Origin of the sequence: Oryzisolibacter sp. LB2S, from assembly GCF_040732315.1 — a bacterium.
GTDB classification, from domain to species: Bacteria; Pseudomonadota; Gammaproteobacteria; order Burkholderiales; family Burkholderiaceae_C; genus Alicycliphilus; species Alicycliphilus soli.
This window is the reverse complement of sequence record NZ_CP160388.1, coordinates 1,927,319-1,949,395: the sequence shown is the minus strand read 5'-3', so window position 1 is coordinate 1,949,395 and position 22,077 is coordinate 1,927,319. Positions and strand designations below refer to the sequence as shown.

General features: G+C 68.6%; 19 protein-coding genes. 10 read left to right on the top strand and 9 right to left on the bottom strand.

Annotation, left to right across the window (positions count from 1 at the left end):
* Nucleotides 1–155 precede the first annotated feature (155 nt).
* Nucleotides 156–707, bottom strand: coding sequence for a C40 family peptidase (locus ABUE11_RS09180; RefSeq protein ID WP_367065092.1), 552 nt, complete (start codon nucleotides 705–707; stop codon nucleotides 156–158).
* A 184-nt stretch (nucleotides 708–891) separates the two neighbouring features.
* Here ABUE11_RS09180 and mdtD point away from each other — a divergent pair, with 184 nt between their 5' ends.
* Complete coding sequence (gene mdtD / locus ABUE11_RS09175) at nucleotides 892–2,289, top strand: multidrug transporter subunit MdtD (RefSeq protein WP_367065091.1); 1,398 nt, start codon at nucleotides 892–894, stop codon at nucleotides 2,287–2,289.
* Nucleotides 2,290–2,384: 95 nt separating this feature from the next.
* Here the strand turns inward: mdtD and ABUE11_RS09170 are convergent, their stop codons facing one another.
* Nucleotides 2,385–3,053, bottom strand: coding sequence for a cistern family PEP-CTERM protein (locus ABUE11_RS09170; protein WP_367065090.1), 669 nt, complete (start codon nucleotides 3,051–3,053; stop codon nucleotides 2,385–2,387).
* A 299-nt stretch (nucleotides 3,054–3,352) separates the two neighbouring features.
* Here ABUE11_RS09170 and smc point away from each other — a divergent pair, with 299 nt between their 5' ends.
* The 5 genes from smc to ABUE11_RS09145 are packed head-to-tail and all read left to right on the top strand — an operon-like array spanning nucleotide 3,353 to nucleotide 11,439.
* Nucleotides 3,353–6,877, top strand: coding sequence for a chromosome segregation protein SMC (gene smc, locus ABUE11_RS09165; RefSeq protein WP_367065089.1), 3,525 nt, complete (start codon nucleotides 3,353–3,355; stop codon nucleotides 6,875–6,877).
* Between the two features lie 11 nt (nucleotides 6,878–6,888).
* Nucleotides 6,889–7,980 carry a cell division protein FtsZ gene (locus tag ABUE11_RS09160; protein ID WP_367065088.1) on the top strand — a complete coding sequence of 364 codons (1,092 nt, stop codon included), beginning with the start codon at nucleotides 6,889–6,891 and terminating at the stop codon, nucleotides 7,978–7,980.
* Nucleotides 7,981–7,988: 8 nt separating this feature from the next.
* Nucleotides 7,989–8,363 carry a hypothetical protein gene (locus tag ABUE11_RS09155; protein WP_367065087.1) on the top strand — a complete coding sequence of 125 codons (375 nt, stop codon included), beginning with the start codon at nucleotides 7,989–7,991 and terminating at the stop codon, nucleotides 8,361–8,363.
* Between the two features lie 11 nt (nucleotides 8,364–8,374).
* A complete protein-coding gene (ligA, locus tag ABUE11_RS09150; protein WP_367065086.1) occupies nucleotides 8,375–10,486 on the top strand; it encodes an NAD-dependent DNA ligase LigA in 2,112 nt (703 codons plus the stop codon).
* Nucleotides 10,487–10,488: 2 nt separating this feature from the next.
* Nucleotides 10,489–11,439: a patatin-like phospholipase family protein gene (locus ABUE11_RS09145; protein WP_367065085.1), complete on the top strand. Its 951-nt coding sequence runs from the start codon at nucleotides 10,489–10,491 to the stop codon at nucleotides 11,437–11,439.
* Between the two features lie 151 nt (nucleotides 11,440–11,590).
* On the opposite strand, the gene ABUE11_RS09140 is transcribed toward ABUE11_RS09145, so the two are convergent.
* Nucleotides 11,591–12,628, bottom strand: a complete 1,038-nt coding sequence (locus tag ABUE11_RS09140) for an Ldh family oxidoreductase (protein ID WP_367065084.1) — start codon at nucleotides 12,626–12,628, stop codon at nucleotides 11,591–11,593.
* Nucleotides 12,629–12,746: 118 nt separating this feature from the next.
* Between ABUE11_RS09140 and alaS the strand changes: the two genes are divergently transcribed.
* Complete coding sequence (alaS, locus tag ABUE11_RS09135; protein WP_367065083.1) at nucleotides 12,747–15,368, top strand: alanine--tRNA ligase; 2,622 nt, start codon at nucleotides 12,747–12,749, stop codon at nucleotides 15,366–15,368.
* A gap of 68 nt (nucleotides 15,369–15,436) precedes the next feature.
* On the opposite strand, the gene trmB is transcribed toward alaS, so the two are convergent.
* The 4 genes from trmB to ABUE11_RS09115 form a co-directional block, all read right to left on the bottom strand.
* A complete protein-coding gene (gene trmB, locus ABUE11_RS09130; RefSeq protein WP_367065082.1) occupies nucleotides 15,437–16,165 on the bottom strand; it encodes a tRNA (guanosine(46)-N7)-methyltransferase TrmB in 729 nt (242 codons plus the stop codon).
* Entirely contained in the window at nucleotides 16,158–17,132 is a 975-nt protein-coding gene (gene gluQRS / locus ABUE11_RS09125) for a tRNA glutamyl-Q(34) synthetase GluQRS (RefSeq protein ID WP_367065081.1), read from the bottom strand. The genes trmB and gluQRS overlap by 8 nt, the downstream gene beginning before the upstream one ends.
* Nucleotides 17,129–18,223, bottom strand: a complete 1,095-nt coding sequence (locus tag ABUE11_RS09120; protein WP_367065080.1) for an FAD-dependent oxidoreductase — start codon at nucleotides 18,221–18,223, stop codon at nucleotides 17,129–17,131. Before ABUE11_RS09120 ends, gluQRS begins: the two co-directional genes overlap by 4 nt.
* A gap of 73 nt (nucleotides 18,224–18,296) precedes the next feature.
* On the bottom strand, nucleotides 18,297–19,235 hold the full coding sequence (locus ABUE11_RS09115) for a LysR family transcriptional regulator (RefSeq protein ID WP_367065079.1): 939 nt from the start codon (nucleotides 19,233–19,235) through the stop codon (nucleotides 18,297–18,299).
* 116 nt (nucleotides 19,236–19,351) lie between these two features.
* Between ABUE11_RS09115 and ABUE11_RS09110 the strand changes: the two genes are divergently transcribed.
* The 3 genes from ABUE11_RS09110 to ABUE11_RS09100 are packed head-to-tail and all read left to right on the top strand — an operon-like array spanning nucleotide 19,352 to nucleotide 20,503.
* Nucleotides 19,352–20,053 (top strand): pirin family protein, encoded by a 702-nt coding sequence (locus ABUE11_RS09110; protein WP_367065078.1) that lies wholly within the window; start codon nucleotides 19,352–19,354, stop codon nucleotides 20,051–20,053.
* Between the two features lie 35 nt (nucleotides 20,054–20,088).
* Nucleotides 20,089–20,379, top strand: a complete 291-nt coding sequence (locus ABUE11_RS09105) for a DoxX family protein (protein ID WP_367065077.1) — start codon at nucleotides 20,089–20,091, stop codon at nucleotides 20,377–20,379.
* A 10-nt stretch (nucleotides 20,380–20,389) separates the two neighbouring features.
* Nucleotides 20,390–20,503: a hypothetical protein gene (locus ABUE11_RS09100; protein WP_367065076.1), complete on the top strand. Its 114-nt coding sequence runs from the start codon at nucleotides 20,390–20,392 to the stop codon at nucleotides 20,501–20,503.
* A 70-nt stretch (nucleotides 20,504–20,573) separates the two neighbouring features.
* Here ABUE11_RS09100 and ABUE11_RS09095 read toward each other — a convergent pair whose 3' ends face one another.
* Entirely contained in the window at nucleotides 20,574–21,314 is a 741-nt protein-coding gene (locus ABUE11_RS09095) for an arginyltransferase (RefSeq protein ID WP_367065075.1), read from the bottom strand.
* Entirely contained in the window at nucleotides 21,311–22,063 is a 753-nt protein-coding gene (gene aat, locus ABUE11_RS09090; RefSeq protein WP_367065074.1) for a leucyl/phenylalanyl-tRNA--protein transferase, read from the bottom strand. The genes ABUE11_RS09095 and aat overlap by 4 nt, the downstream gene beginning before the upstream one ends.
* Nucleotides 22,064–22,077: the final 14 nt, after the last annotated feature.

Below are 22,077 nucleotides of genomic sequence, written 5' to 3'. Positions count from 1 at the left end.
GCGGAGGTCCTCCAACAAGTCAGTGGAGTTTGTGATTGTGCAGCAGGCGACGGCAGGCGCTGCTCCGCGTGCATTGTGAACAATGTGCAGGTGGCGGCGAACGCAAAAACGGCCGCAACAAGGCGGCCGATGTGGGGTGGTGTGCGTGGCGGCGCTCAGGGATTCGCCGTCGCCGCGATCGTCGGCATGTCGTCTTGGCCTTGCTCCACGCGGCGTGCGCCGTTGAAGCGCTTGGCCCAGTACGAGCCGCCCATGTCTTCGATGCGCACATGAGCGCCGGTACGCGGAGCGTGGATGAACTTGCCATCGCCCAGGTAGATGCCCACATGACTGAAGGCACGGCGCATGGTGTTGAAGAACACCAGATCGCCGGGCTGCAGGTCCTTCTTGTCGATGACTTCGGTGGCCTGGGCCTGTTCGATCGCACGGCGCGGCAGGGCCAATCCCTTGGCCTGCTCGTAGATGGCTCGCACAAAGCCGCTGCAGTCGAATCCGGTTTCCGCGCTGTTGCCGCCGCGACGATAGGGTACGCCAATGAAGCCCATGGCGGTGGAAACCAAATCCGAGGTGCGGTCGGCAACGTCATGGCGCATATCCTGCAAATGCGCGATCAGGCCTCGTTCGGCCAGCATGCGTTCCATGTCGTCGGCGGGAGATGCGTAAGCATTCCCGCAAAGAAGTAACAAAACGAAAAGACGACGAAACATAGCGTCGGAGGGTAACACGTTATTAATGACTCACATCCCATCATTATGTATCAAAGTGTGTTTTGAATGTGATTTCGTCACAGAATAGTGATTAATGAGCATTCGCCAATGGCCGGCGCGCTTTCACGCCTTGCGGATGCCGATGGCACACTCGCGGCTCGTTCGCACGTCCTTGCTATTGGTGATGTCCATCTCTAACACCTCGGCCTCCCGTCGCGCGCTGCTGTGGCTGGTGGCGCTGGGTTTCTTCATGCAGACGCTGGACGCCACCATTGTCAACACGGCCTTGCCAGCCATGGCGCATGACCTCGACGAGAGTCCGTTGCGGATGCATTCGGTGATCGTGGCCTATTCGCTGGCCATGGCGGTGCTGATTCCCGCGTCGGGCTGGCTCGCAGACCGCTTTGGCACGCGGCGCGTGTTCATGTCGGCCATTGCCCTGTTCGTCGCGGGTTCGGTGCTGTGTGCGCTGGCGCCCAGCCTGTCCATGCTGGTCGGGGCGCGGGTGGTGCAGGGCCTGGGCGGTGCCTTGCTGCTGCCGGTGGGGCGTCTGGCGGTATTGCGCGCCTTCCCGCGTGAGGAGTTCATCCACGCCATGAGTCTGGTCGCCATTCCCGGATTGCTCGGTCCCTTGATCGGCCCCACGCTGGGCGGCTGGATGGTGGAATACGCATCCTGGCACTGGATCTTCTGGGTGAATGTGCCCGTGGGCCTGCTGGGCCTCGTCATGGCGCGGCGTTTCATGCCGATGACGGAGGAACTGATCGCCCGCCGTCTCGATGTGGCTGGCTATGGTCTTCTGGCCTTTGGCATGGCGGCCGTGTCCCTGGCGGTCGAGGGCATGGCCGGTGGCGGCTTTCGCGGCGCGTCCGCGCTGGTGATGCTGGTGTTTGGCGTCGCCAGTCTGGCCGCGTACTGGCTCCATGCGTCACGCAGCGCGAATCCGCTGTTCGTGCCCGGCCTGTTCCAGGTGCGCACCCTGCGCGTGGGCCTGCTGGGCAATCTGTTCTCGCGTCTGGGCAGTTCCTGCATGCCGTTCATGATTCCGCTGGTGTTGCAGGTCAGTCTGGACTACACGCCCATGCAGGCCGGCATGATGATGCTGCCCACGGTGCTGGGCAGCATGGTGGCCAAGCCGTTGGTCACCCGCCTCGTGCGACGCTGGGGTTTTCGCCGCGTGTTGGTGAGCAATACCTGTACGCTTGCCCTCCTGATTGCCAGTCTCGGCGTGCTCTCGCCCGCTCTGTCGCCTTACCTCCTGATCGTTCAGCTCACGCTGTTCGGCGCCGCCAATTCCATGCAGTTCTCCGCCATGAACACGGTCACCCTCAAGGATCTGGACATATCGCAGGCAAGCAGCGGCAACAGTCTGCTGTCCATGGTGCAAATGCTGGCTCTGGGCATGGGCGTGGCCGCGGCCGGGGCGGTGCTGTCCAGCTTTGAAGGCTACTTTGGCCCCGCGCAGCAGGCGCTCAACGCGTTTCGTGCGACCTTTGTCTGCATGGGTCTGCTGACGCTGGCGGCAACGGCGCTCTTCCTGCAACTGCCGGCCCATGAGTCACCGGATCCGGGCGATTCCTAACCCGCGCCGACTGGCGGGCATGAAAAAGGCGCTCATGGAGCGCCTTCTTGTTGAGGGGTGAGCCGGTCCAGGGTGGACGGGGCTGGATGCGGCGATCAGGCGCTGCGGCGGCGGGCGACGACTGCGCCCAGCAGGCCCAGACCCATGAGTGCGAGCGAGGCGGGCTCGGGAACCTGAGACGTGCCGCCACCCGGGGCAGTCACAATGGTCCCGGCAATGGACGCGGAATCGCCCCAAAAGCCAACGCCTTGGAATCTCGCGGCATAAGGGCTGGCAAACGAAATCCCGTCCGTGAGGAAGTTCCCATTGGTCTTGAGGGTCAGATTAAAGGATTCGGACGCTCCTTCACCCACGCCGCCAAAAAAGCCCCCGCCCGAGCAGTTGCTCCCGTCCCAAACGCAGAGATCGACCTTCCCGAATCCCGGGAGTGTGGAGTTGAGAGAAGCATCCCACCCACTGTTGGCGGAGGCGGACTTCAGCTTCGGGGTCACGACATCGATCGCGAGCGACATCAGTCGGTTGCTGCCCAGGCCTGAGGAATTGTTCGAAACCTTCACACCAAATACCGCTTGCGAGGACGTCAGGGAGTTGAGTGTGAACTCCACCAGTGCCGACAACGAGACGCCACCACCAATGCTCGCCGAATACTGGATCGAGCCCTTGTCGCTCACGCTGTCAAACAGCATGACTGCGGCGTGGCTGCTGCCAAATCCCACCAGTCCGCAGCAAAGGGCGATGGTTCTAAGTGCCTTGTTGAATTTCACTGGGCCTCCCTCAGGGGTGATCGGTTGATTGATTGTTTGCGCTACAGATGTAAGCAGTATTTGTGCCAGACTCGCGCAGTATATATAAATCAACGGGTTAGATGAGTCTTGCAGTCTCGGGATGATTGAAGTGTAAAAAATTACGACACATTATTCTGATTGTACGGACCGGGCGGCTGGTGTACCGCAACCGGCCTGCTTGCTCATGTGTCATGGCCGCGGCCGCGCCACCTGCCTCGGGTAACATTCGTTTCCTTGAACCGCGGGGCATCCCGGCGGGGCGGTGTTACAGGTCATTCGTGCGTCTCAACTCGATCAAACTCGCGGGCTTCAAGTCATTTGCCGAGCCCACCAATTTCATGCTCCCGGGGCAGCTGGTGGGGGTGGTGGGCCCCAACGGCTGCGGCAAGTCCAACATCATGGATGCCGTGCGCTGGGTGCTGGGCGAGTCCAAGGCCAGCGAGCTGCGTGGCGAGTCCATGCAGGACGTGATCTTCAACGGCACAACCAGCCGCAAGCCCGCCAGCCGCGCCAGCGTGGAGCTGATCTTCGACAACCAGGATCACCGCGCGGGCGGGCAGTGGAACCAGTTCACCGAGATCGCCGTCAAGCGCGTGCTCACGCGCGACGGCAATTCCAGCTACTACATCAACAACCAGCCCGTGCGCCGGCGCGACGTGCAGGACGTGTTCCTGGGCACGGGCCTGGGGCCGCGCGCCTACGCCATCATCGGCCAGGGCACGATCAGCCGCATCATCGAAAGCCGGCCCGAGGAGCTGCGCCTGTTCCTCGAGGAGGCCGCGGGTGTCTCCAAGTACAAGGAGCGCCGGCGCGAGACCGAGAACCGCCTGGCCGACACGCGCGAGAACCTCACGCGCGTCGAGGACATCCTGCGCGAGCTCAATGCCAACCTCGAGAAGCTCGAGAAACAGGCCGAGGTCGCGGCGCGCTACCACGCGCTGCAGCAGGATGTGACGCTCAAGCAGCACCAGCTGTGGTTTTTCAAGCGCGCCGACGCCGAAGCCGAGCAGACCCGCGTGCGCACCGAGGGCCTGCAGGCCGTCAACGACCTCGAATCGCGCATGGCCGACCTGCGCCATGTGGAGGCCGAGCTGGAGTCCGTGCGCCAGTCGCACTACGAGGCCGGCGACCAGGTCAACCAGGCCCAGGGCCGGCTCTACGAGGCCACGGCCGAGGTCGGCAAGCTCGAGGCCGAGATCCGCTACGTGGTCGAGGGCCGCCAGCGCGTGCAGCTGCGCCTCACGCAACTGGCCGAGCAGATCGAGCAATGGTCCGCGCGCAAGCAGGAGGCCGAGGCCGAGGCCGAGCAGCTCGCCGGTGCGGGCGAGGGCGCCGAGGAGCAGGCCGAGCTGCTTGCCGCCCAGCTCGAGGAGCAGGCTCTGCAGTTGCCAGACCTCGAGGACGCGCTGCGCCAGAGCCAGCAGCGCAGCGAGCAGCAGCGCGCCGCCGTGGTGCAGGTGCAGCAGCAGATCCAGGTGCTGGCCGCCGAGCAGCGCAGCATCGACGAGCAAAGCCGCCAGCTCGAGGCCCGCCACGAGCGCTTGCGCGGTGACAGGAATGCCCTGGCGGCACCAGACGAATCGCGCCTGGAACAGCTGCGCGCGCAGCTCGCCGAGGCGGAAGAAACCGCCGAGCTCGCGGACGCGCGCCAGGTCGAGCTGCAGGACAGCGTGCCCCAGCTCGACGAAGAGCGGCGCGCGCGCCAGCAGGCGGTGAATGCCGAGACGGCGCGCCAGGCCGACCTGTCCGCGCGCCTGGAGGCCCTCAAGGCGCTGCAGGAAAAGCTCAAGGTGGACGGCAAGCTCCAGCCCTGGCTGGCCAGGCATGGCCTCGACGGCCTGCAGGGCCTGTGGAGCCGCATCCATGTCGAGCAGGGCTGGGAAAGCGCCCTCGAGGCCGCGCTGCGCGAGCGCCTGGCGGCCCTGCCCGTGGGGCGGCTGGACATGGTGCGCGGCTTTCTGGGCACGGGCGGCGCCGATGCGCCCCCCGCGCGCCTGGCCTTCTACAGCGCGCCCGCCCAGGCGCAGGCCAGGCCCGCGGGTGGCGGGCCGCGCCTGTCCGACCTGCTGCGCGTGGACGGCGACGGCCTGCGCGCCGTGCTCGTCGATTGGCTCGAGGGCTGCCAGACCGCGCCGTCGCTCGACGAGGCCCTGGCGCGGCGCAGCGAGCTGGCGCCCGGCGAAGCCATTTACGTGCCCGGCGGCCACGCCGTCACGGCGCACAGTCTGAGCTTTTATGCCCAGGACTCCGAGCAGTCCGGCCTGCTCGCGCGTGCGCAGGAGATCGAACACCTCGAAAAGGAGCTGCGTGCCCAGGCCCTGATCGCCGAGGAGGCGCGCACGGCCCTGGTGCGTGCCGAAAGCCAGTATGCCGACGCGTCGCAGCGTCTGGTGGCCGCGCGGCGCGAGGCCGGCGAGGCACAGGCGCGCTTTCACGCGGTGCAGGTCGAGACGCTGCGGCTGACGCAGCTGGCCGAGCAGGCACGCGCGCGCAGCGCGCAGATCGACAGCGACCTGGCCGAGGTCGAGGCCCAGCTGTCGGACCTGCAGGAGCGCCGCGTGGCCTCCGAGGCGCGTTTTGAAGAGCTCGACATGCAGCTGGCCGACAGCCAGGAGCGCCATGCCCAGCTCGGCGACCATGTCATCGAGGCCGAGCGCCGCCTGCAGGAGAGCCGCGAGCAGCAGCGCCAGCTCGAGCGCCGCGTGCAGGAGGCGCAGTTCTCGCACCGCAGCCTGCAGGCGCGCCGCGCCGAACTCTCGCGCACCATGGACACGGCGGCCAGCCAGGCACGTACCCTGCAGGACGAGCGCCTGCGCGCGCAGGACGAGCTCGCGCGCCTGTCCGACGCCGCGGCCCAGGGCGGGCTGCAGCAGGCGCTGGAACTGAAGATGGAGCGCGAGCAGCAGCTGGCGGCGCAGCGCAGCCAGTACGACGAGCTCACGGCGCGGCTGCGCGCCAGCGACGAGCGGCGCATGCAGTACGAGCGCCAGCTTGAACCGCTGCGCGCGCGCATCACCGAATTCCAGCTCAAGGAACAGGCCGCGCGCCTGGGCCTGGAGCAGTACAGCCAGCTGCTGCAGGACGCCGAGGCCGACCTGGAGGCCGTGGCCCGCTCCATCGAGGAGGGCGGCGTGCGCCAGACGGGTCTGGCCGGCGAGATCGAGCGCCTGCAGCGCGAGATCACGGCCCTGGGCGCGGTGAACCTGGCCGCGCTCGACGAGCTCACGCTCGCGCGCGAGCGCAAGACCTTCCTCGACGCGCAGACCGAGGACCTGCAGCTGGCCATGACCACGCTCGAGGACGCCATCCGCAAGATCGACGGCGAGACGCGCACCCTGCTGTCGGGCACCTTCGAGACCGTCAACGGCCATTTCGGCCGCATGTTCCCCGAGCTCTTCGGCGGCGGCCAGGCGCGATTGATCATGACCGGCGACGAGATTCTGGACTCCGGCGTGCAGGTCATGGCCCAGCCGCCGGGCAAGAAGAACCAGACCATCCACCTGCTCTCGGGCGGCGAGAAGGCGCTCACGGCCATCGCGCTGGTGTTCGCCATCTTCCAGCTCAACCCCGCGCCGTTCTGCCTGCTCGACGAGGTGGACGCGCCGCTGGACGACGCCAACACCGAGCGCTACGCCAAGCTGGTCAGCAGCATGGCGCGCGGCACGCAGTTTCTCTTCATCAGCCACAACAAGATCGCCATGGAAATGGCCGAGCAGCTGATCGGCGTGACCATGCAGGAGCAGGGCGTCTCGCGCATCGTGGCCGTGGACATGGAGTCCGCGCTGTCGATGGCCGAGGCCTGAAGCATTTCATCATGAGCAACTTTCAACTTGGACTCATCATCGCCGGCGGCCTCGTGCTGATCGTCGTCATTGCCTACAACAGCTGGATCACCCGGCGCAACACGCCCAAGCGCGCCAGCCCGCTCGCGGGCGAGGCCGCCCAGCCCGAACCCGCCATGCGCCAGGAGCCCGTGTTCGACGGCGCGGGTCTGGCCGGTGCGGCGGCGGCCGAGCCGCACCTCGAAGGCCATGCGGTGGACCCGACCGACGCGCTGGAGATGCCCGTACCCCCGGCCGAACGCCGCGGCGGGCTTGATCCGCTGATCGACGTGATCGCACCGATAGCCGCCGAACAGCTGGTTTCGGGCGACGCCGCCCTGGCGGCCATGCCGTCCACCCGTCGCGCGGGCAGCAAGCCGTTTGCCATCGAGGGCTTCAACGAGGTGCGCCAGCAGTGGGAGGCTCCGCAGCCCGGCCAGCGCTACCAGCAGTTCCAGGCCGGCGTGCAGCTTGCCAACCGCGTGGGCGCGCTCAACGAGATCGAGTACTCCGAGTTCGTCATGAAGGCCCAGGCCTTTGCCGACGCCATCAACGCCACGCCCGACTTCCCCGAGATGCTGCACGAGGTGGCGCGCGCACGCGAGCTCGACCAGTTCGCCAGCGACCATGACGCGCAGCTCAGCTTCATGCTGCGCGCGCGCCAGGCGGCCTGGAGCCCCGGCTACGTGCAGCAGAACGCCGCGCGCTCGGGCTTTGTGCCAGGGGCCATGCCCGGGCGCCTGGTGCTGCCCGCGGGCGGCGCGGGCCTGCCGCCGCTGTTGACCCTGTCCTTCGACGCCCAGGCCGCCATGTCCGACGACCCTGAGCAGTCCGCCGTGCGCGACATCCTGCTGACCCTGGACATTCCCCAGGTGCACCGCAGCGAGCAGCCCTTTGCGCGCCTGCGCGAGGTGGCCGCAGCCCTCGGCGAGGCCATGGACGGCGTGCTCTGCGACCAGAACGGCACGCCGCTGCCGGCCATGACCATGGAGCCCATCGCCGCCGACCTCGAAAAGCTCTACGACATGCTCGACAGCCGCGAGCTGTCGGCCGGCTCGGTGCTGGCGCGACGGCTGTTCAGCTAGGAGCCTGCATGATTGACCTGCGCGCCCGTGATGTGCGCTCCTTCCTTCCGGCTCGGGACTTCGCGCTGTCCAAGGCGTTCTACGCGGCCCTGGGCTGCACCCTGGAGTGGTCGGACGATGACCTGGCGCTGTTCCAACTGGGCGGGACGCGGTTCTACCTGCAGCGCTACTACGTGAAGGAATGGGCGGACAACTGCATGTTGCACATTTCCGTGCAGGACGCGGCCCAGTGCTTCGCGGACGTCTCGCAGCTCATCGGCACGGGCAGCTTCCCCGGCGCCCGCGTTGCCGCGCCGAAGCAGGAACCCTATGGTGCGTGCGTGACCTACGTCTGGGACCCGTCGGGCGTGCTGCTGCACCTAGCCCAGTGGGACCGGGCCTGACCCTTCCTGGCATGTCTGAACAATCTGACCTTTTTTCGGCCCCAGCGCCTGCTGCGCCTGCGGCAGTAGCTAGCAAAGTTGAAGCATTGCGTGCCCAGTTGAACCGCTGGGCGCACGAGTACTACGTGCAGGACGCGCCCAGCGTGCCCGATGCCGAGTACGACCGCGTGTTCCAGCAGCTGCAGGCGCTCGAGGGTGCCTACCCCGGGCTGGTTACGCCCGACTCGCCCACGCAGCGCGTGATCGGCGCGGTCATGGAGGGCCTGGCCAGCGTGCGCCACGCCGTGCCCATGCTCAGCATCCAGACCGAGACCGACACCGAGGCCAGCGGCGCTGAAGGCTTTGACGCGCGCGTGCGCCGCGAGCTCGGTCTCTCGGAGGCCGACCCGGCCGTGGAATATGTGGCCGAGCCCAAGTTCGATGGCCTGGCCATGAGCCTGCGCTACGAGGGGGGCAGATTGGTGCAGGCGGCCACGCGCGGCGATGGCGAGGTGGGCGAGGATGTGACGCACAACATCCGCACCATCCGCCAGATACCGCTCGTCCTGCCTGCCGGCGTGCCGCCGGTGCTCGAGGTGCGCGGCGAGGTCTATATGCGCCGCGCCGACTTCGAGCGGCTCAACGAGCGCCAGCGCGAGAAGGGCGACAAGACCTTCGTCAACCCGCGCAACGCCGCCGCCGGCGCCGTGCGCCAGCTGGACTCCGCCATCACCGCGCAGCGCCCGCTGTCCTTTTTTGCCTATGGCCTGGGCGAGGTCACGGCCGCCGACCAGGGCGGGCCGGATTTCGGTACGCATTACGCGCTCTTGCAGCAGCTGAAAACATGGGGATTTCCGGTCGCGCCGCAGGTCAGCATTGCGCAAGGTGCTTCTGAATTGGTAGCGTTTCACCAGCGCCTGGGCGCCGAGCGCGACCGGCTGCCCTACGACATCGACGGCGTGGTCTACAAGGTCAACCGCCTCGATCTGCAGCGCCAGCTGGGCTTCAAGACGCGCGAGCCGCGCTGGGCCGTGGCGCACAAATACCCGGCGCAGGAGATGCTGACCCGCTGCGAGGCCATCGACGTGCAGGTGGGCCGCACCGGCAAGCTCACGCCCGTGGCGCGGCTGGCGCCGGTGTTCGTGGGCGGCGTGACCGTGACCAACGCCACGCTGCACAACCTGTTCGAGATCCGCAAGAAGGGTGTGCGCGTGGGCGACCAGGTCATCGTGCGCCGCGCGGGCGACGTGATTCCCGAGGTCGTGGGCTGTGTGCCCGCGGCCGCCGACGCCGCGGGCCGGGCCCTGCCGCGCAGCCCCTATGTGGCCAACTTCCGCATGCCGCGCGCCTGCCCGGTCTGCGGCAGCAGCGTGGTGCGCGAGGCCGGCGAGATGAACCACCGCTGCACGGGCGGCCTGTTTTGCCCGGCGCAGCGCAAGCAGGCCGTGCTGCATTTTGCCCAGCGCCGCGCGCTCGATATCGAAGGCCTGGGCGAGAAGCTCGTCGACCAACTGGTCGACAGCGGCCGCATCACCGCGCTGCCGGACCTGTACCGCCTGACGCTGGCCGATCTGGCGGGGCTCGATCGCATGGGCGAGAAGTCCGCGCAAAACCTGCTCGACGCGCTGCAGCAGTCCAGGCGCACCACGCTGGCGCGCTTTCTCTACGGCCTGGGCATACGCCATGTGGGCGAGGCCACGGCCAAGGACCTGGCGCGCCACTTTGGCAGCCTGGACGCACTCATGGACGCGGGCCTGCAAGAGCTGCTGCAGGTGGCCGATGTGGGCCCCATCGTCGCCGAGTCCATCCACCGCTTTTTTGCCCAGCCGCACAACCGCGAGGTGGTGCAGGCGCTGCGCGCTGCGGGCCTGAGTTGGGAGGAGGGCGCGCCCACCGAGGCCGCCGCCCAGCCGCTGGCCGGCAAGACCGTGGTGCTGACCGGCACGCTGCCCACGCTTTCGCGTGACGCGGCCAAGGAGCTGCTCGAGGCCGCGGGCGCCAAGGTCTCGGGCTCGGTGAGCAAGAAGACCGACTACGTCGTCGCCGGCGCCGAGGCCGGCAGCAAGCTCGCCAAGGCGCAGGAACTCGGCGTGCCGGTGCTCGACGAGGCGGGCATGCAGGCGCTCCTGCGCGGGGAGGGCTAGTCATGGCACTCGCGCGTCGCACCCCCGTCGTGGGCCTTGCGCTGGGCAGCGGCTCGGCGCGCGGCTGGGCGCATATCGGTGTGCTGCAGGTGCTGCGCGACGAGGGCGTGCGGCTGGACATGGTGTGCGGCTCGTCCATTGGCGCGCTCGTCGGCGCCGTGTATGCGGCGGGCGAGCTCGAGCGCTTTGCCACCTGGGTGCAAAGCCTGGGTCTGCGCGACGTGTTCGGCTTCATGGACTTCAACCTCGCGGGCGGCATGCTCAAGGGCGAGAAGCTGATCGCCTTCTGGCGCCGAAACTTCGCGGACTTCGACATCGAGGACTCGCCGCTGCCCTTTGGCGCCGTGGCCACCGACCTGCATTCGGGCGCCGAGGTCTGGCTGCGCGAGGGCTCGATCGCCGACGCCGTGCGCGCCTCCATCGCGCTACCGGGGCTGTTCACGCCCGTGTTGCAGGAGGGGGGGCGGCTGCTCGTCGATGGCGGCCTGGTCAACCCCGTGCCCACGTCGCTCGCGCGCGCCATGGGGGCGGACATCGTCATCGGCGTCGACCTGAACGCCGACATCGTGCAGCGCCACATGCATCCCCTGGCTGTGATGCATGAGAGCGCCATGGGAGCGCAGGAGGGCGAGGGCGCAGCCGAGCCGCCCATGCCCGAGCATGTGCCCGCGCGCAATGGCGACTGGGCCAGGCGCCTGAAGTTCTGGGCCAGCGCCCCAGGCAAGCCCGCCTTCAAGCCGCCCTCTCTGCTGGACGTGATGATGACCAGCGTCAACATCATGCAAATGCGCATCACCAGAAGCCGCATGGCCGGCGACCCGCCCGAGGTGGTGATTGCGCCGCGCCTGTCGCACCTGGGCCAGCTCGACTTTCACCGCGCCAGGGAGGCCATCGAGGAGGGCCGCCGCGCGGCCCAGGCCAGCCTGCCGCAGTTGCGCGAGTTCATGGGTTGAACGCCTGCGTCTGCATCAAGCGATTCTTGGCTCAAGCAGCGTTACCTATTGACTCCGTCATCCCCGCGTTCGCGGGGATGACGGTGGGTTCTGCAAGCATCGCGTGCCATCCACACTGCCTTTGTGGCTGGCGATGGTGAGAACCCGCCCTTCAGCCCAGCAGCGCCAGCACCTCCTCATACAGCGCACGCGGCACGGCCACGCCCCGCTCCTGGCTGCGCGCACGCGCGGCATAGCGCCGCTCCGAGGGCAGGCGTGCGCCCTGGTCAGTGATGGCGGCGAACAGCGCCTCGGCCTGGCGCTGCTGCGCGGTTAGGTCGCCCGTGCCCAGGCGCGCGGGGTCGAAGGCCAGGATGAGCTCGCCATGGCAGGGAATGGCGCCCGCGCCCGCGTCAAAGGCCAGCGACTCCTGGCTCGTCCACTCGCCGATCAGGGCGCCGGCCATGAGCTCCACCATGGCCGCCAGGGCCGAACCCTTGTGGCCGCCAAAGGCCAGCATCGCCCCCTGGGCCACGGCCAGCGGGTCGGTGCTGGGCCGGCCCTCGCCATCCACGCCGCAGCCCTCGGGCAGGGGCGTGCCGGCGCGGCGGTGCAGCTCCAGGTCGCCGCGCGCAATGGCGCTGGTCGCAAAGTCGAACACGAATGGATTGGCGCCGGGCCGCGGCCAGCCAAAGGCGATGGGGTTGGTGCCGAACACCGGCCTGCGCCCGCCCGCGGGCGCCACCCAGGCATGGCTGGGCGTGAGGGCCAGGGCCGCGAGCCCATGGGCGGTGATGGCCTCGATCTCGGGCCACAGGGCCGAGAAATGAAAGCAGCGGCCTATGACCAGCGCCCCCAGGCCCTGGGCACGCGTGGCCTCGACCAGCGCGGGCAGGCCGCGCTCAAACGCCAGCGGCGAGAAGGCGTAACCGGCATCCACGCGCACCACGGCACCTTGGGTGGGGGCCAGCGCCGGCTCGGCGCGCAGCGCGACCTTGCCCGCGGCAATGGTCTGCGCGCACGACAGGATGCGGTACAGCCCGTGCGACTGGCAGTCGTCGCGCTGGCCCGCGACCACGGTGCGCGCCATGGCCTGGGCGTGGGCGCGCGACAGGCCCATGTGCTCGAACACGCGGCAGGCCGTGGCCAGCAGTTCGTCCGCGGGCAGATAGAGAGTGTCGGCGGGGGCGTGAGAGGGGTCTTGCTTCATGGCCAGTGATGATGCCCCGGGCGGCGGCCGTTCGCGGGAAAGCCCCTAAAATGCCCGGTTCGCCCGGCGCTGTTGCTGGACAGCGTCCCGGGCCCTTCATTTGCCAGAGCACAACCCCATGACCACCCGCTTTTCCGTTGCCGACATCCGCAAGACCTTTCTGGATTTCTTTGCCACCAAGGGCCACACCGTGGTCGCATCCAGCCCGCTGGTGCCGGGCAACGACCCGACGCTGATGTTCACCAACTCGGGCATGGTGCAGTTCAAGGACGTGTTCCTCGGCACGGACAAGCGCCCCTATGTGCGCGCGGCCAGCGTGCAGACCTGCCTGCGCGCGGGCGGCAAGCACAACGACCTGGAGAACGTGGGCTACACGGCGCGCCATCACACCTTCTTCGAGATGCTGGGCAACTGGTCGTTTGGCGACTACTTCAAGCGCGAATCCATCCAATGGGGCTGGGAGCTCTTGACCCAGGTCTACAAGCTGCCGCCCGAGCGCCTGCTGGCCACGGTGTACGCCGAGGACGACGAGGCCTACGACATCTGGACCAAGGAAATCGGCCTGCCGCCCGAGCGCGTGATCCGCATCGGCGACAACAAGGGCGGGCGCTACAAGAGCGACAACTTCTGGATGATGGCCGACACCGGCCCCTGCGGCCCCTGCTCGGAAATCTTCTACGACCACGGCCCCGAGATCCCCGGCGGCCCTCCGGGCAGCCCCGACGAGGACGGCGACCGCTTCATCGAGATCTGGAACCACGTGTTCATGCAGTTCGACATGAAGGAGGACGGCTCCGTCGTGCCGCTGCCTGCGCCCTGCGTGGACACCGGCATGGGCCTGGAGCGCCTGGCCGCCATCCTGCAGCATGTGCACAGCAACTACGAGATCGACCTGTTCGACGCCCTCATCAAGGCCGCCGCGCGCGAGACCGGCTGCCAGGATCTGGCCAACCCCTCGCTCAAGGTGATTGCCGACCATATCCGCGCCACCGCCTTCCTCGTGGCCGATGGCGTGATCCCGAGCAACGAGGGCCGCGGCTATGTGCAGCGGCGCATCGTGCGCCGGGCCATCCGCCACGGCTACAAGCTGGGACAGAAGACGCCGTTCTTCCACAAGCTGGTGAATGACCTGGTCGCGCAGATGGGCGAGGCCTATCCCAAGCTGCGCGAGCAGCAGCAGCGCATCACCGAGGTGCTGCGGGTGGAGGAGGAGCGCTTCTTCGAGACCCTGGCCCACGGCATGGAGATCCTGGACGGGGCCCTGGCCGGTGGCGCCAAGGTTCTGCCCGGCGACGTGGCCTTCAAGCTGCACGACACCTACGGCTTCCCGCTCGATCTGACGAACGATGTCTGCCGCGAGCGTGGCCTGAGTGTGGACGAGGCCGGCTTTGCCGCCGCCATGGAGCACCAGAAGAGCCAGGCGCGCGCGGCCGGCAAGTTCAAGATGGACAAGGTGCTCGAATACGGCGGCGCGGCCAACCAGTTCACGGGCTACGAGCATCTGGCAGGTACTGCAAAAATCGTAGCACTCTACGCGGACGGGGTGAGCGTTGCGGCCCTCAAGGCTGGTCAGAACGGCGTGGTCGTGCTCGACAGCACGCCGTTCTACGCCGAGAGCGGCGGCCAGGTCGGTGACCAGGGCCTGATCACGGCCGGCAGCGCGCGCTTTGCCGTGGAGGACACGCAGAAGATCAAGGCCGACGTCTACGGCCACCATGGCCGGTTGGCCGAGGGCACTTTGAGCGTGGGCGACACGGTGCTGGCCCAGGTCGACGGCGGCCAGCGCGCCGCCACCATGCGCAACCACAGCGCCACCCACCTCATGCACAAGGCGCTGCGCGAGGTGCTGGGCGAGCATGTGCAGCAAAAGGGCAGCCTGGTGAACGCCGAGCGCACGCGCTTTGACTTTGCCCACAATGCACCCGTGACCGGCGCGCAGATCCGCGAGATCGAGCGCCGGGTGAACGCCGAGGTGCTGGCCAATGCCGCCACCCAGGCGCGCGTGATGGACATCGAGAGCGCGCAGAAGACCGGCGCCATGATGCTGTTTGGCGAGAAGTACGGCGAGACCGTGCGCGTGCTCGACATCGGCAGCAGCCGCGAGCTCTGCGGCGGCACCCATGTGCAGCGCACGGGCGACATCGGCCTGTTCAAGGTCGTGGCCGAGGGCGGCGTCGCCGCGGGCGTGCGCCGCATCGAGGCCGTGACGGGCGAGAACGCGCTGGCCTACCTGCAGTCGCTCGAGACCACGGTGGACGAGGCCGCCGCCGCGCTCAAGGCGCCGACCGCCGAGCTCACGGGCCGCATCGCCGGCGCGCTCGAGCAGATCCGCGCGCTGGAGAAGGAGCTGGCCGCACTCAAGGGCAAGCTCGCATCCAGCCAGGGCGATGAGCTCGCGGGCCAGGCCGTGGATGTGAAGGGCCTCAAGGTGCTCGCGGCGCGGCTCGACGGCGCCGACGCCAAGCAGCTGCGCGAGACCATGGACAAGCTCAAGGACAAGCTCAAGACGGCCGCCATCGTGCTCGCCGCCGTCGACGGCGACAAGGTGCAGCTGGCCGCGGGCGTGACGGCCGACAGCGTGGGCCGCATCAAGGCCGGCGAGCTGGTGAACTTCGTCGCCAGCCAGGTCGGCGGCAAGGGCGGCGGCAAGCCCGACATGGCCATGGCCGGCGGCACCAATGCCGCGGCCCTGCCGGCCGCACTGGCCTCGGTGACGGGCTGGGTGGGCGAGCGCGTCTGAGGGCCTCCCACCGGAAGCAAAACACCCGCCTGGCAGGCGGGTGTTTTGCTTTCAGGGTCAGGTGGTTTTCAGCGGCGCGTGAAGACCAGGTCCCACACGCCATGGCCCAGGCGCAGGCCGCGGTTTTCGAACTTGGTCAGCGGCCGGTATTCGGGCTTGGGGGCGTAGTTGGCGGCGGTGTTGGCCAGCAGGGGCTCGGCCGATAGCACCTCCAGCATCTGCTCGGCATAGGGCTGCCAGTCGGTCGCGCAGTGGATGTAGCCGCCGATCTTGAGCCGCGCGGCCAGCTTGGCCACAAGCGGCGCCTGGATCAGGCGGCGCTTGTTGTGGCGCTTCTTGTGCCAGGGGTCGGGAAAGAAGATGTGCACGCCGTCCAGGCTGCCCTCGGCCAGCATGTGGTCCAGCACCTCCACGGCGTCGTGCTGCAGGATGCGGATGTTCTGAAGGCCCTGCTCGCCGATGCGCTTGAGCAGTGCGCCCACGCCGGGCTCGTGCACCTCGCAGCACAGGAAGTTGTCGCTCTCGCGCAGGCTCGCGATATGGGCCGTGGCCTCGCCCATGCCGAAGCCGATCTCCAGGATCAGCGGCGCGCTGCGGCCAAACGCCGCCGCAGCGTCGAGCGGGGTGGGGGCGTAGTCGAGCACGAAGCGCGGGCCCAGGTCTTCCAGGGCCTTGGCCTGGCCCGTGGTGGTGCGGCCGGCGCGGCGCACATAGCTCTTGATGCCCTTGGGGTGGGCGACGCCGGCGGGCGCGCCGGTCGATGTGTCTTGGGGGGGAAGCGTTTGGGTGTCAGTCACGCCGCGGATTGTAGATTCCCGCCCAGGCCCGCACCCACAGCGCCAACGCCGCAGCCACTCCGGCGCCGGCATCGATCGGGGGCAGGCCCAGCACGTGGGCCGCGGCGGCCAGCGCGGCCATGGGGTCGCGCTCGTCCATGGGTGGCGCACCATGCTGCTTGGAAAGCTTCTCGCCGTCGGCCGCGCGCACCAGCGGCGTGTGCAGGTAGGAGGGCGTGGCCAGGCCCAGGGCCGACTGCAGCAGGATCTGGCGCGCGGTGTTGTCCGTGAGGTCCTCGCCGCGCACCACATGGGTCACGCCCTGGTCGGCATCGTCCACCACCACGGCCAGCTGGTAGGCCCACAGGCCATCGGCGCGGCGCAGCACGAAGTCGCCCACCTGGGTGGCGACGTTCTGCGACTGCGGGCCCAGGCGCCGGTCGCACCAGTGGATGCCGTCATTCACTATCAATAAAGGAGCGTCTTGCGCTTGATGAGCGGGCGCTGGAGGCAGATTTGACTGGTAATCCGTGGCGTTGAAACGCCAGGCACGCGGCGCGCGGCCCTGCAGGCCGGCGCGGCAGGTGCCGGGGTAGGGGCGCTCCACATGGCGCTCGTGCTGCAGGCCCAGGGCGGCCTGGGCGGCCTCGATGTCGCGCCGCGTGCAGGCGCAGGGGTAGGCCAGATGTTCGGCCACGAGCGCGTCGAGCGCCTGCTGGTAGCGCGCGCCGCGCGTGGATTGGTACAGCGGCGCCTCGTCGGGCGCAAGGCCGCAGGCCGCGAGCTGGGCCAGGATGCGCTCGGCCGCGCCGCTCTGGCAGCGCGGCAGGTCCACGTCCTCGATGCGCACCAGCCAGCGGCCGCCGGCCGCGCGCGCGTCCAGCCAGCTCGCGAGCGCGGCGACGAGCGAGCCCGCATGCAGCGGCCCGGTGGGCGAGGGGGCGAAGCGCCCGACGTAGGGCTGCGGGCCGGCGCGGCCCGCGCTCATGCGGCGGCCAGGGCCAGCTCCAGGCCGGAGACGAAGGCGTCCTCCAGCCTGTGGCCCAGGCACCAGTCGCCGCAGGCGCCCAGGCCCGCGGCGGCGTCCCACAGATGGCTCTGGCCCAGGGGCTTTTGCGTCTGGGCGTGGCGCCAGCGGCGCAGCTCGGCATGGGTGGGCGTGGCGCGTATGCCCGTGACCTCGGCAAAGGCCTTGATGAGCTTGGCCTGCACGCGGTCGATGTCGTCGTTCAGGTGCTCAAGCGACCAGGCGGGGCTGGCCTGCACGGTCCAGCGCTCGATCTGCTTGCGCCCGGGCTTGCTCGATTCGCGCGCGAGCCAGGCGATGCGGTGGTGCGTGCTGCGCGCCGCGTTCCACTGCGGGCCCAGCGTGGTCAGGCCCGGGCGCACGGCGTGGGCGAAGGCCAGCATCAGCGTCCAGCAGGGGGCGATGTCCACGCCCGCCAGCGCGTCGCCCCAGGCCGGCGTGACGCCCGACTGCTGCAGCAGTGCCTGGCCGAGCGGCGCCGGCTGGGCCAGCATCACGGCGTCGAAGCCGCCGTGCAGATGGGTGTCGCCGCCCAGGGTCTCGCAGTGCAGCTGCCAGGTGCCGGGGTGGGCCGGGTCGCGCTCGATGCGCGTGACGCTGGTGTGCGTGTGCAGCCGCCCCTCGCCCGCCAGCGGCTGGGCCCAGGCCTGCACGAGTGCGTCCATGGTCGGGATGGCGACCCAATGCGCCTCGCCCGGCGTGCGCGAGGCCGCGGCCACGCGACCGGCGGCGTCCAGTACGCGGATGGTGGTCGCGCTCCAGGCGCGGCACAGGCCGGGCACGGTGTCCAGCGCCAGCTGAAACCGTGCGTCGCGCACGGTGAAGTACTGCGCACCGCAATCGAAGCTGCCAAAGGGCGAGGCCAGCGCCGTCGTGCGCCCGCCGCAATGCGGCGCCTTCTCGAACACCGTCACGGTGTGGCCGGCCTGCGCCAGCGTGCGCGCGCAGGCCACACCGGCCATGCCCGCGCCGATGACGGCAAAGCGCCTGGCGGGGCCTGCGGGCGGGCTGTGTTTCAGGCGAGTGCTGGAACGGGTGCGTGATGTGGTCATGGCGCGCCTCTGTGTAGCTGGATCATGCGATGTGCAACAGCATTCACTCTACACGCGCCAAAGCGCCTGCGGGTCAGAAATGGTGGTGATTTTCCAGCAGCGCCTGGCGCGTGGTGGGGCTTTTGAGCTGCGCCAGCCACCATTGCAGCGCACGCCCCGGTGCGCTGGCGCTGGGCCCGCCCCACTGGTAGGCCAGGGGGATGGCGCGTGTGGGCCGCTGCACGGCGCGCACCACGAGGTGGCCGGCCTCGACATAGGGCCGCACCATGGGCTCGGGCAGAAAGCCGCCGCCCAGGCCGCGCAGCTGGGCCTGGATCTTGGCGCGCATGTTGTCCACGGTGAACACGTCCTGGCCCGGCAGAATGCCCACGGTCATGCTGCCGCGCCGGGCCGAGTCGGCCACGGCGATGGCGCGGTGCATGCGCAGCAGGCTGTCGCCGAGCGGCTCGGGCGCCTTGGCCAGCGGATGGTGCGGCGCCACCACGAAGACAAAGCGCAGGTTGCCCAGCGGCGCCGACTGCAGCCCGGGCATGGTGCTCGCGGCCTCGGTCACGCCAATGGCGAGATCGGCCTCTCCGGAGGTCAGCGCCTCGGCCGTGCCGCTCAGGATGCCGTCGCGCCACTTGAGGCGCGTGGGCGGTGCGAGCGCGTAGAAGGCCTCGACCAGCTCCAGCATGGTGGTGGGCGAGATCACGCCATCGACCGACAGGGTCAGCTGCGGCTCCCAGCCCGTGGCCACGCGGCGCACGCGGTGGGCGATGGCGTCCATGTCCTCGAGCAGGCGCCGGCCCTCGCGCAGCAGCTCCAGGCCCGCATCGGTGGGGCGGGCCTGGCGTGCGCTGCGGTCGAACAGCAGCACGTCGAGCGCGTCCTCGATCTGGCGCACGCGATAGGTCAGCGCGCTGGGTACCAGACCCAGCTGGCGCGCGGCCGCGGCAAAGCTGCCGGTCTCGGCAATGCTTTGCAGCATGGCGAGGTTGTCCGGCGTCAGCACATTGCGCATGATTTGCATGATTGGCGCGAGGTTTGTTGAAGATGTTTGAATGATGCCTTCAAGTCGGCAGCCGCCGCTGCTCCGTCGGCAGGCATACAGTGAGGGGCATTCAACAATGCTTCGGGGTGCACTCCATGGTGACCATTCGCAAATCCCAGGACCGCGGCCATGCCGACCATGGCTGGCTCCATTCGTATCACAGCTTCTCGTTTGCCGGCTACTACGACCCGCGCCACATGGGCTGGGGCAATCTGCGCGTCATCAACGAGGACCGCATCGCCCCCGGCACGGGCTTTGGCACGCATGGCCATCGCGACATGGAGATCATCAGCTACGTGCTGTCGGGCGAGCTCGCGCACCAGGACAGCATGGGCAACGTCAAGGCCATTCCCGCGGGCGACGTGCAGCGCATGAGCGCGGGCTCGGGCGTGATGCACAGCGAGTTCAACCATGCAGAGGGCCAGACCACGCATTTCCTGCAGATCTGGATAGAGCCCGATGTGCGCGGCGTGGCGCCCAGCTACGAGCAAGTCACCGTGCCCGATGCCGACAAGCGCGGCCGGCCGCGCCTCGTGGCCTCGCCCACGGGTGCGGCGGGCGCCGTGCGCATCCATGCCGATGCGTCGGTCTATGCGGGCTTGTTCGATGGTGCGCAGGCTGCCACACTGGCCGTGGATCCGCGGCGCAAGGCCTATGTGCACCTGATCCGGGGGGCGCTGGACGTCAATGGGCTGCACCTGAGCGGCGGCGACGCGGCGCTGCTCGAGGGTGAGCGCAGCGTGGCCCTGTCCGGCGGCCGCGACGCCGAGGTGCTGGTCTTCGACCTTGCCGCGTGAGGCCTGCCCAGTTTGTCAACCACGGGAGTTCCACCATGTCCGCTGCCCTGCAGAACGCCTTGATTCTTTTGGGCCGCATTCTCATTGCGCCGTTGTTTGTGCCATCGGGCATCGGAAAGATCACCGACTTTGCTGGGACCGTGGGTTATGCCACGGCCATGGGCCTGCCGTTGCCCACCGTGGGCATCGCCATTGCGATCGTGATCGAACTGCTCGGCAGTCTGGCCTTGGTCCTGGGCTTTGGGGCGCGCATCGCGGCGCTGGCACTGGCGGTGTTTTCTCTCACTGCCGCCTATTTTCTTCCATGCCTATTGGGCTGTCCCTGAGCCGCAGCAGATGATCCAGCAAATCATGTTCTTCAAGAACCTGGCAATCGCAGGCGGCCTACTCGCCCTCGTGGCCTTCGGCCCCGGCGCCTGGAGCGTCGACGGCGCACGATCGAGGCGTTGAATCATTAAAAAGAATAGCTGTCAGCGCTTGACTGGCGGGCGCTGGAGGCTGTTTTTATCCGATTCTTTGGTCAGCCCGCCGAGCGCTGCCAGCGGCCGTTGATGCGCAGCTCGTGCGGCAGGAAGCGCGCCTTGTAGCTCATCTTGGGGCTTTGCTCTATCCAGTAGCCCAGGTACACATGGGGCAGGCCCAGCGCGCGCGCCTGCTGTATCTGCCACAGCACGTTGTAGGTGCCATAGCTTGCGTTGTCCTCGGGCTCGTAGAAGGTGTAGACGGCGGAGATGCCGTCCTCCAGCACGTCGAGTATGGACACCATCTTGAGCGCGCCCGGCTGGCCGTCGGGCCCGGGCTCGCGAAACTCCACCAGGCGCGAGTTGACCCTGCTTTGCAGCAGGAACTGCGTGTACTGGTCGATGCTGTCATGGTCCATGCCGCCACCCGCGTGGCGGGCATTCTGGTAGCGCAGGTAGAGCTGGTAGTGCTCAGGGATGAAGCACAGCTGCAGCACGCGCGCGTGCAGGTCGGCATGGCGCTTTCCGGCGCGGCGCTGGCTCCGGTCGGGGCGAAACGACTCGGCCAGCACGCGCAGCGGAATGCAGGCCTGGCAGCCTTCGCAATAGGGGCGATAGGTGAACATGCCGCTGCGGCGAAAGCCGCGTGCCACCAGGTCCGAATACACGTCGTTCTGGATCAGGTGGCTCGGTGTGGCCACCTGCGAGCGCGCCTGCCGTCCGGCCAGATAGCTGCACGGGTAGGGCGCCGTGGCATAGAACTGCAGGCTTTGTAGCGGAAGATCGTTGAGCTGGGTCACGCCGCGGGACGTTCGGGAAGAAGTTCGTCCCAGTATACGGAGTCGAAGTGCCAGTTGCAGTCGGGCAGGCTTTGGGCCTGATCCACGTGGCGCAGAAACGCGGCCCTGTCCATCTCGCGCGCGCCCAGCGACGCCAGGTGGCCGGTGTTCTGCTGGCAGTCGATCATCTGTACGCCCTCGCGCCGGCACAGGCAGACGAGCGCGGCGAGCGCGATCTTCGAGGCATCGGTGGCATGGGCGAACATCGATTCGCCAAACACCGCGCGCCCGAGCGCCACGCAGTACAGACCGCCGACGAGCCGGCCATCGACCCAGGTCTCCACGCTGTGCGCGTGGCCCGCGGCGTGCAGCGCCTCGTAGGCCGCGACCATGGGCGGCACGATCCAGGTGCCGGACTGGCCCGCGCGTGGCGTCTGGCTGCAGGCGCGGATCACGGCGGCAAAGTCGCTGTCCACGCGCAGCTCGCAGCCCGGCGTGGCGCGAAAGCGCTGCAGCGTGCGGCGCAGCGAGCGGTGCAGGCGGAACTCCTGCACCTGCAGCACCATGCGCGGGTCGGGGCTCCACCAGAGGATGGGCTGGCCGGCGCTGAACCAGGGGAAGATGCCCCGTGCGTAGGCCTGCTTCAGGCGCTGCACATCGAGTGCACCGCCCGCCGCGAGCAAACCCGGTGCGGGCGAATCCGGACCCCAGGCGTTGCCGGTGGGTGGGAACGGATCATCGGGCCCGAGCCAGGGCAGCGGCAGGGTCATGCGTCCTATGGGCG

Excerpts from the sequence above, each read along its gene's own strand:
- ABUE11_RS09180 (WP_367065092.1), bottom strand. The coding sequence starts at position 707 with ATGTTTCGTCGTCTTTTCGTTTTGTTACTTCTTTGCGGGAATGCTTAC.
- mdtD (WP_367065091.1), top strand. The coding sequence starts at position 892 with ATGTCCATCTCTAACACCTCGGCCTCCCGTCGCGCGCTGCTGTGGCTG.
- ABUE11_RS09160 (WP_367065088.1), top strand. The coding sequence starts at position 6,889 with ATGAGCAACTTTCAACTTGGACTCATCATCGCCGGCGGCCTCGTGCTG.
- ABUE11_RS09155 (WP_367065087.1), top strand. The coding sequence starts at position 7,989 with ATGATTGACCTGCGCGCCCGTGATGTGCGCTCCTTCCTTCCGGCTCGG.
- ligA (WP_367065086.1), top strand. The coding sequence starts at position 8,375 with ATGTCTGAACAATCTGACCTTTTTTCGGCCCCAGCGCCTGCTGCGCCT.
- ABUE11_RS09145 (WP_367065085.1), top strand. The coding sequence starts at position 10,489 with ATGGCACTCGCGCGTCGCACCCCCGTCGTGGGCCTTGCGCTGGGCAGC.
- ABUE11_RS09140 (WP_367065084.1), bottom strand. The coding sequence starts at position 12,628 with ATGAAGCAAGACCCCTCTCACGCCCCCGCCGACACTCTCTATCTGCCC.
- alaS (WP_367065083.1), top strand. The coding sequence starts at position 12,747 with ATGACCACCCGCTTTTCCGTTGCCGACATCCGCAAGACCTTTCTGGAT.
- gluQRS (WP_367065081.1), bottom strand. The coding sequence starts at position 17,132 with ATGAGCGCGGGCCGCGCCGGCCCGCAGCCCTACGTCGGGCGCTTCGCC.
- ABUE11_RS09120 (WP_367065080.1), bottom strand. The coding sequence starts at position 18,223 with ATGACCACATCACGCACCCGTTCCAGCACTCGCCTGAAACACAGCCCG.
- ABUE11_RS09115 (WP_367065079.1), bottom strand. The coding sequence starts at position 19,235 with ATGCAAATCATGCGCAATGTGCTGACGCCGGACAACCTCGCCATGCTG.
- ABUE11_RS09110 (WP_367065078.1), top strand. The coding sequence starts at position 19,352 with ATGGTGACCATTCGCAAATCCCAGGACCGCGGCCATGCCGACCATGGC.
- ABUE11_RS09105 (WP_367065077.1), top strand. The coding sequence starts at position 20,089 with ATGTCCGCTGCCCTGCAGAACGCCTTGATTCTTTTGGGCCGCATTCTC.
- ABUE11_RS09100 (WP_367065076.1), top strand. The coding sequence starts at position 20,390 with ATGATCCAGCAAATCATGTTCTTCAAGAACCTGGCAATCGCAGGCGGC.
- aat (WP_367065074.1), bottom strand. The coding sequence starts at position 22,063 with ATGACCCTGCCGCTGCCCTGGCTCGGGCCCGATGATCCGTTCCCACCC.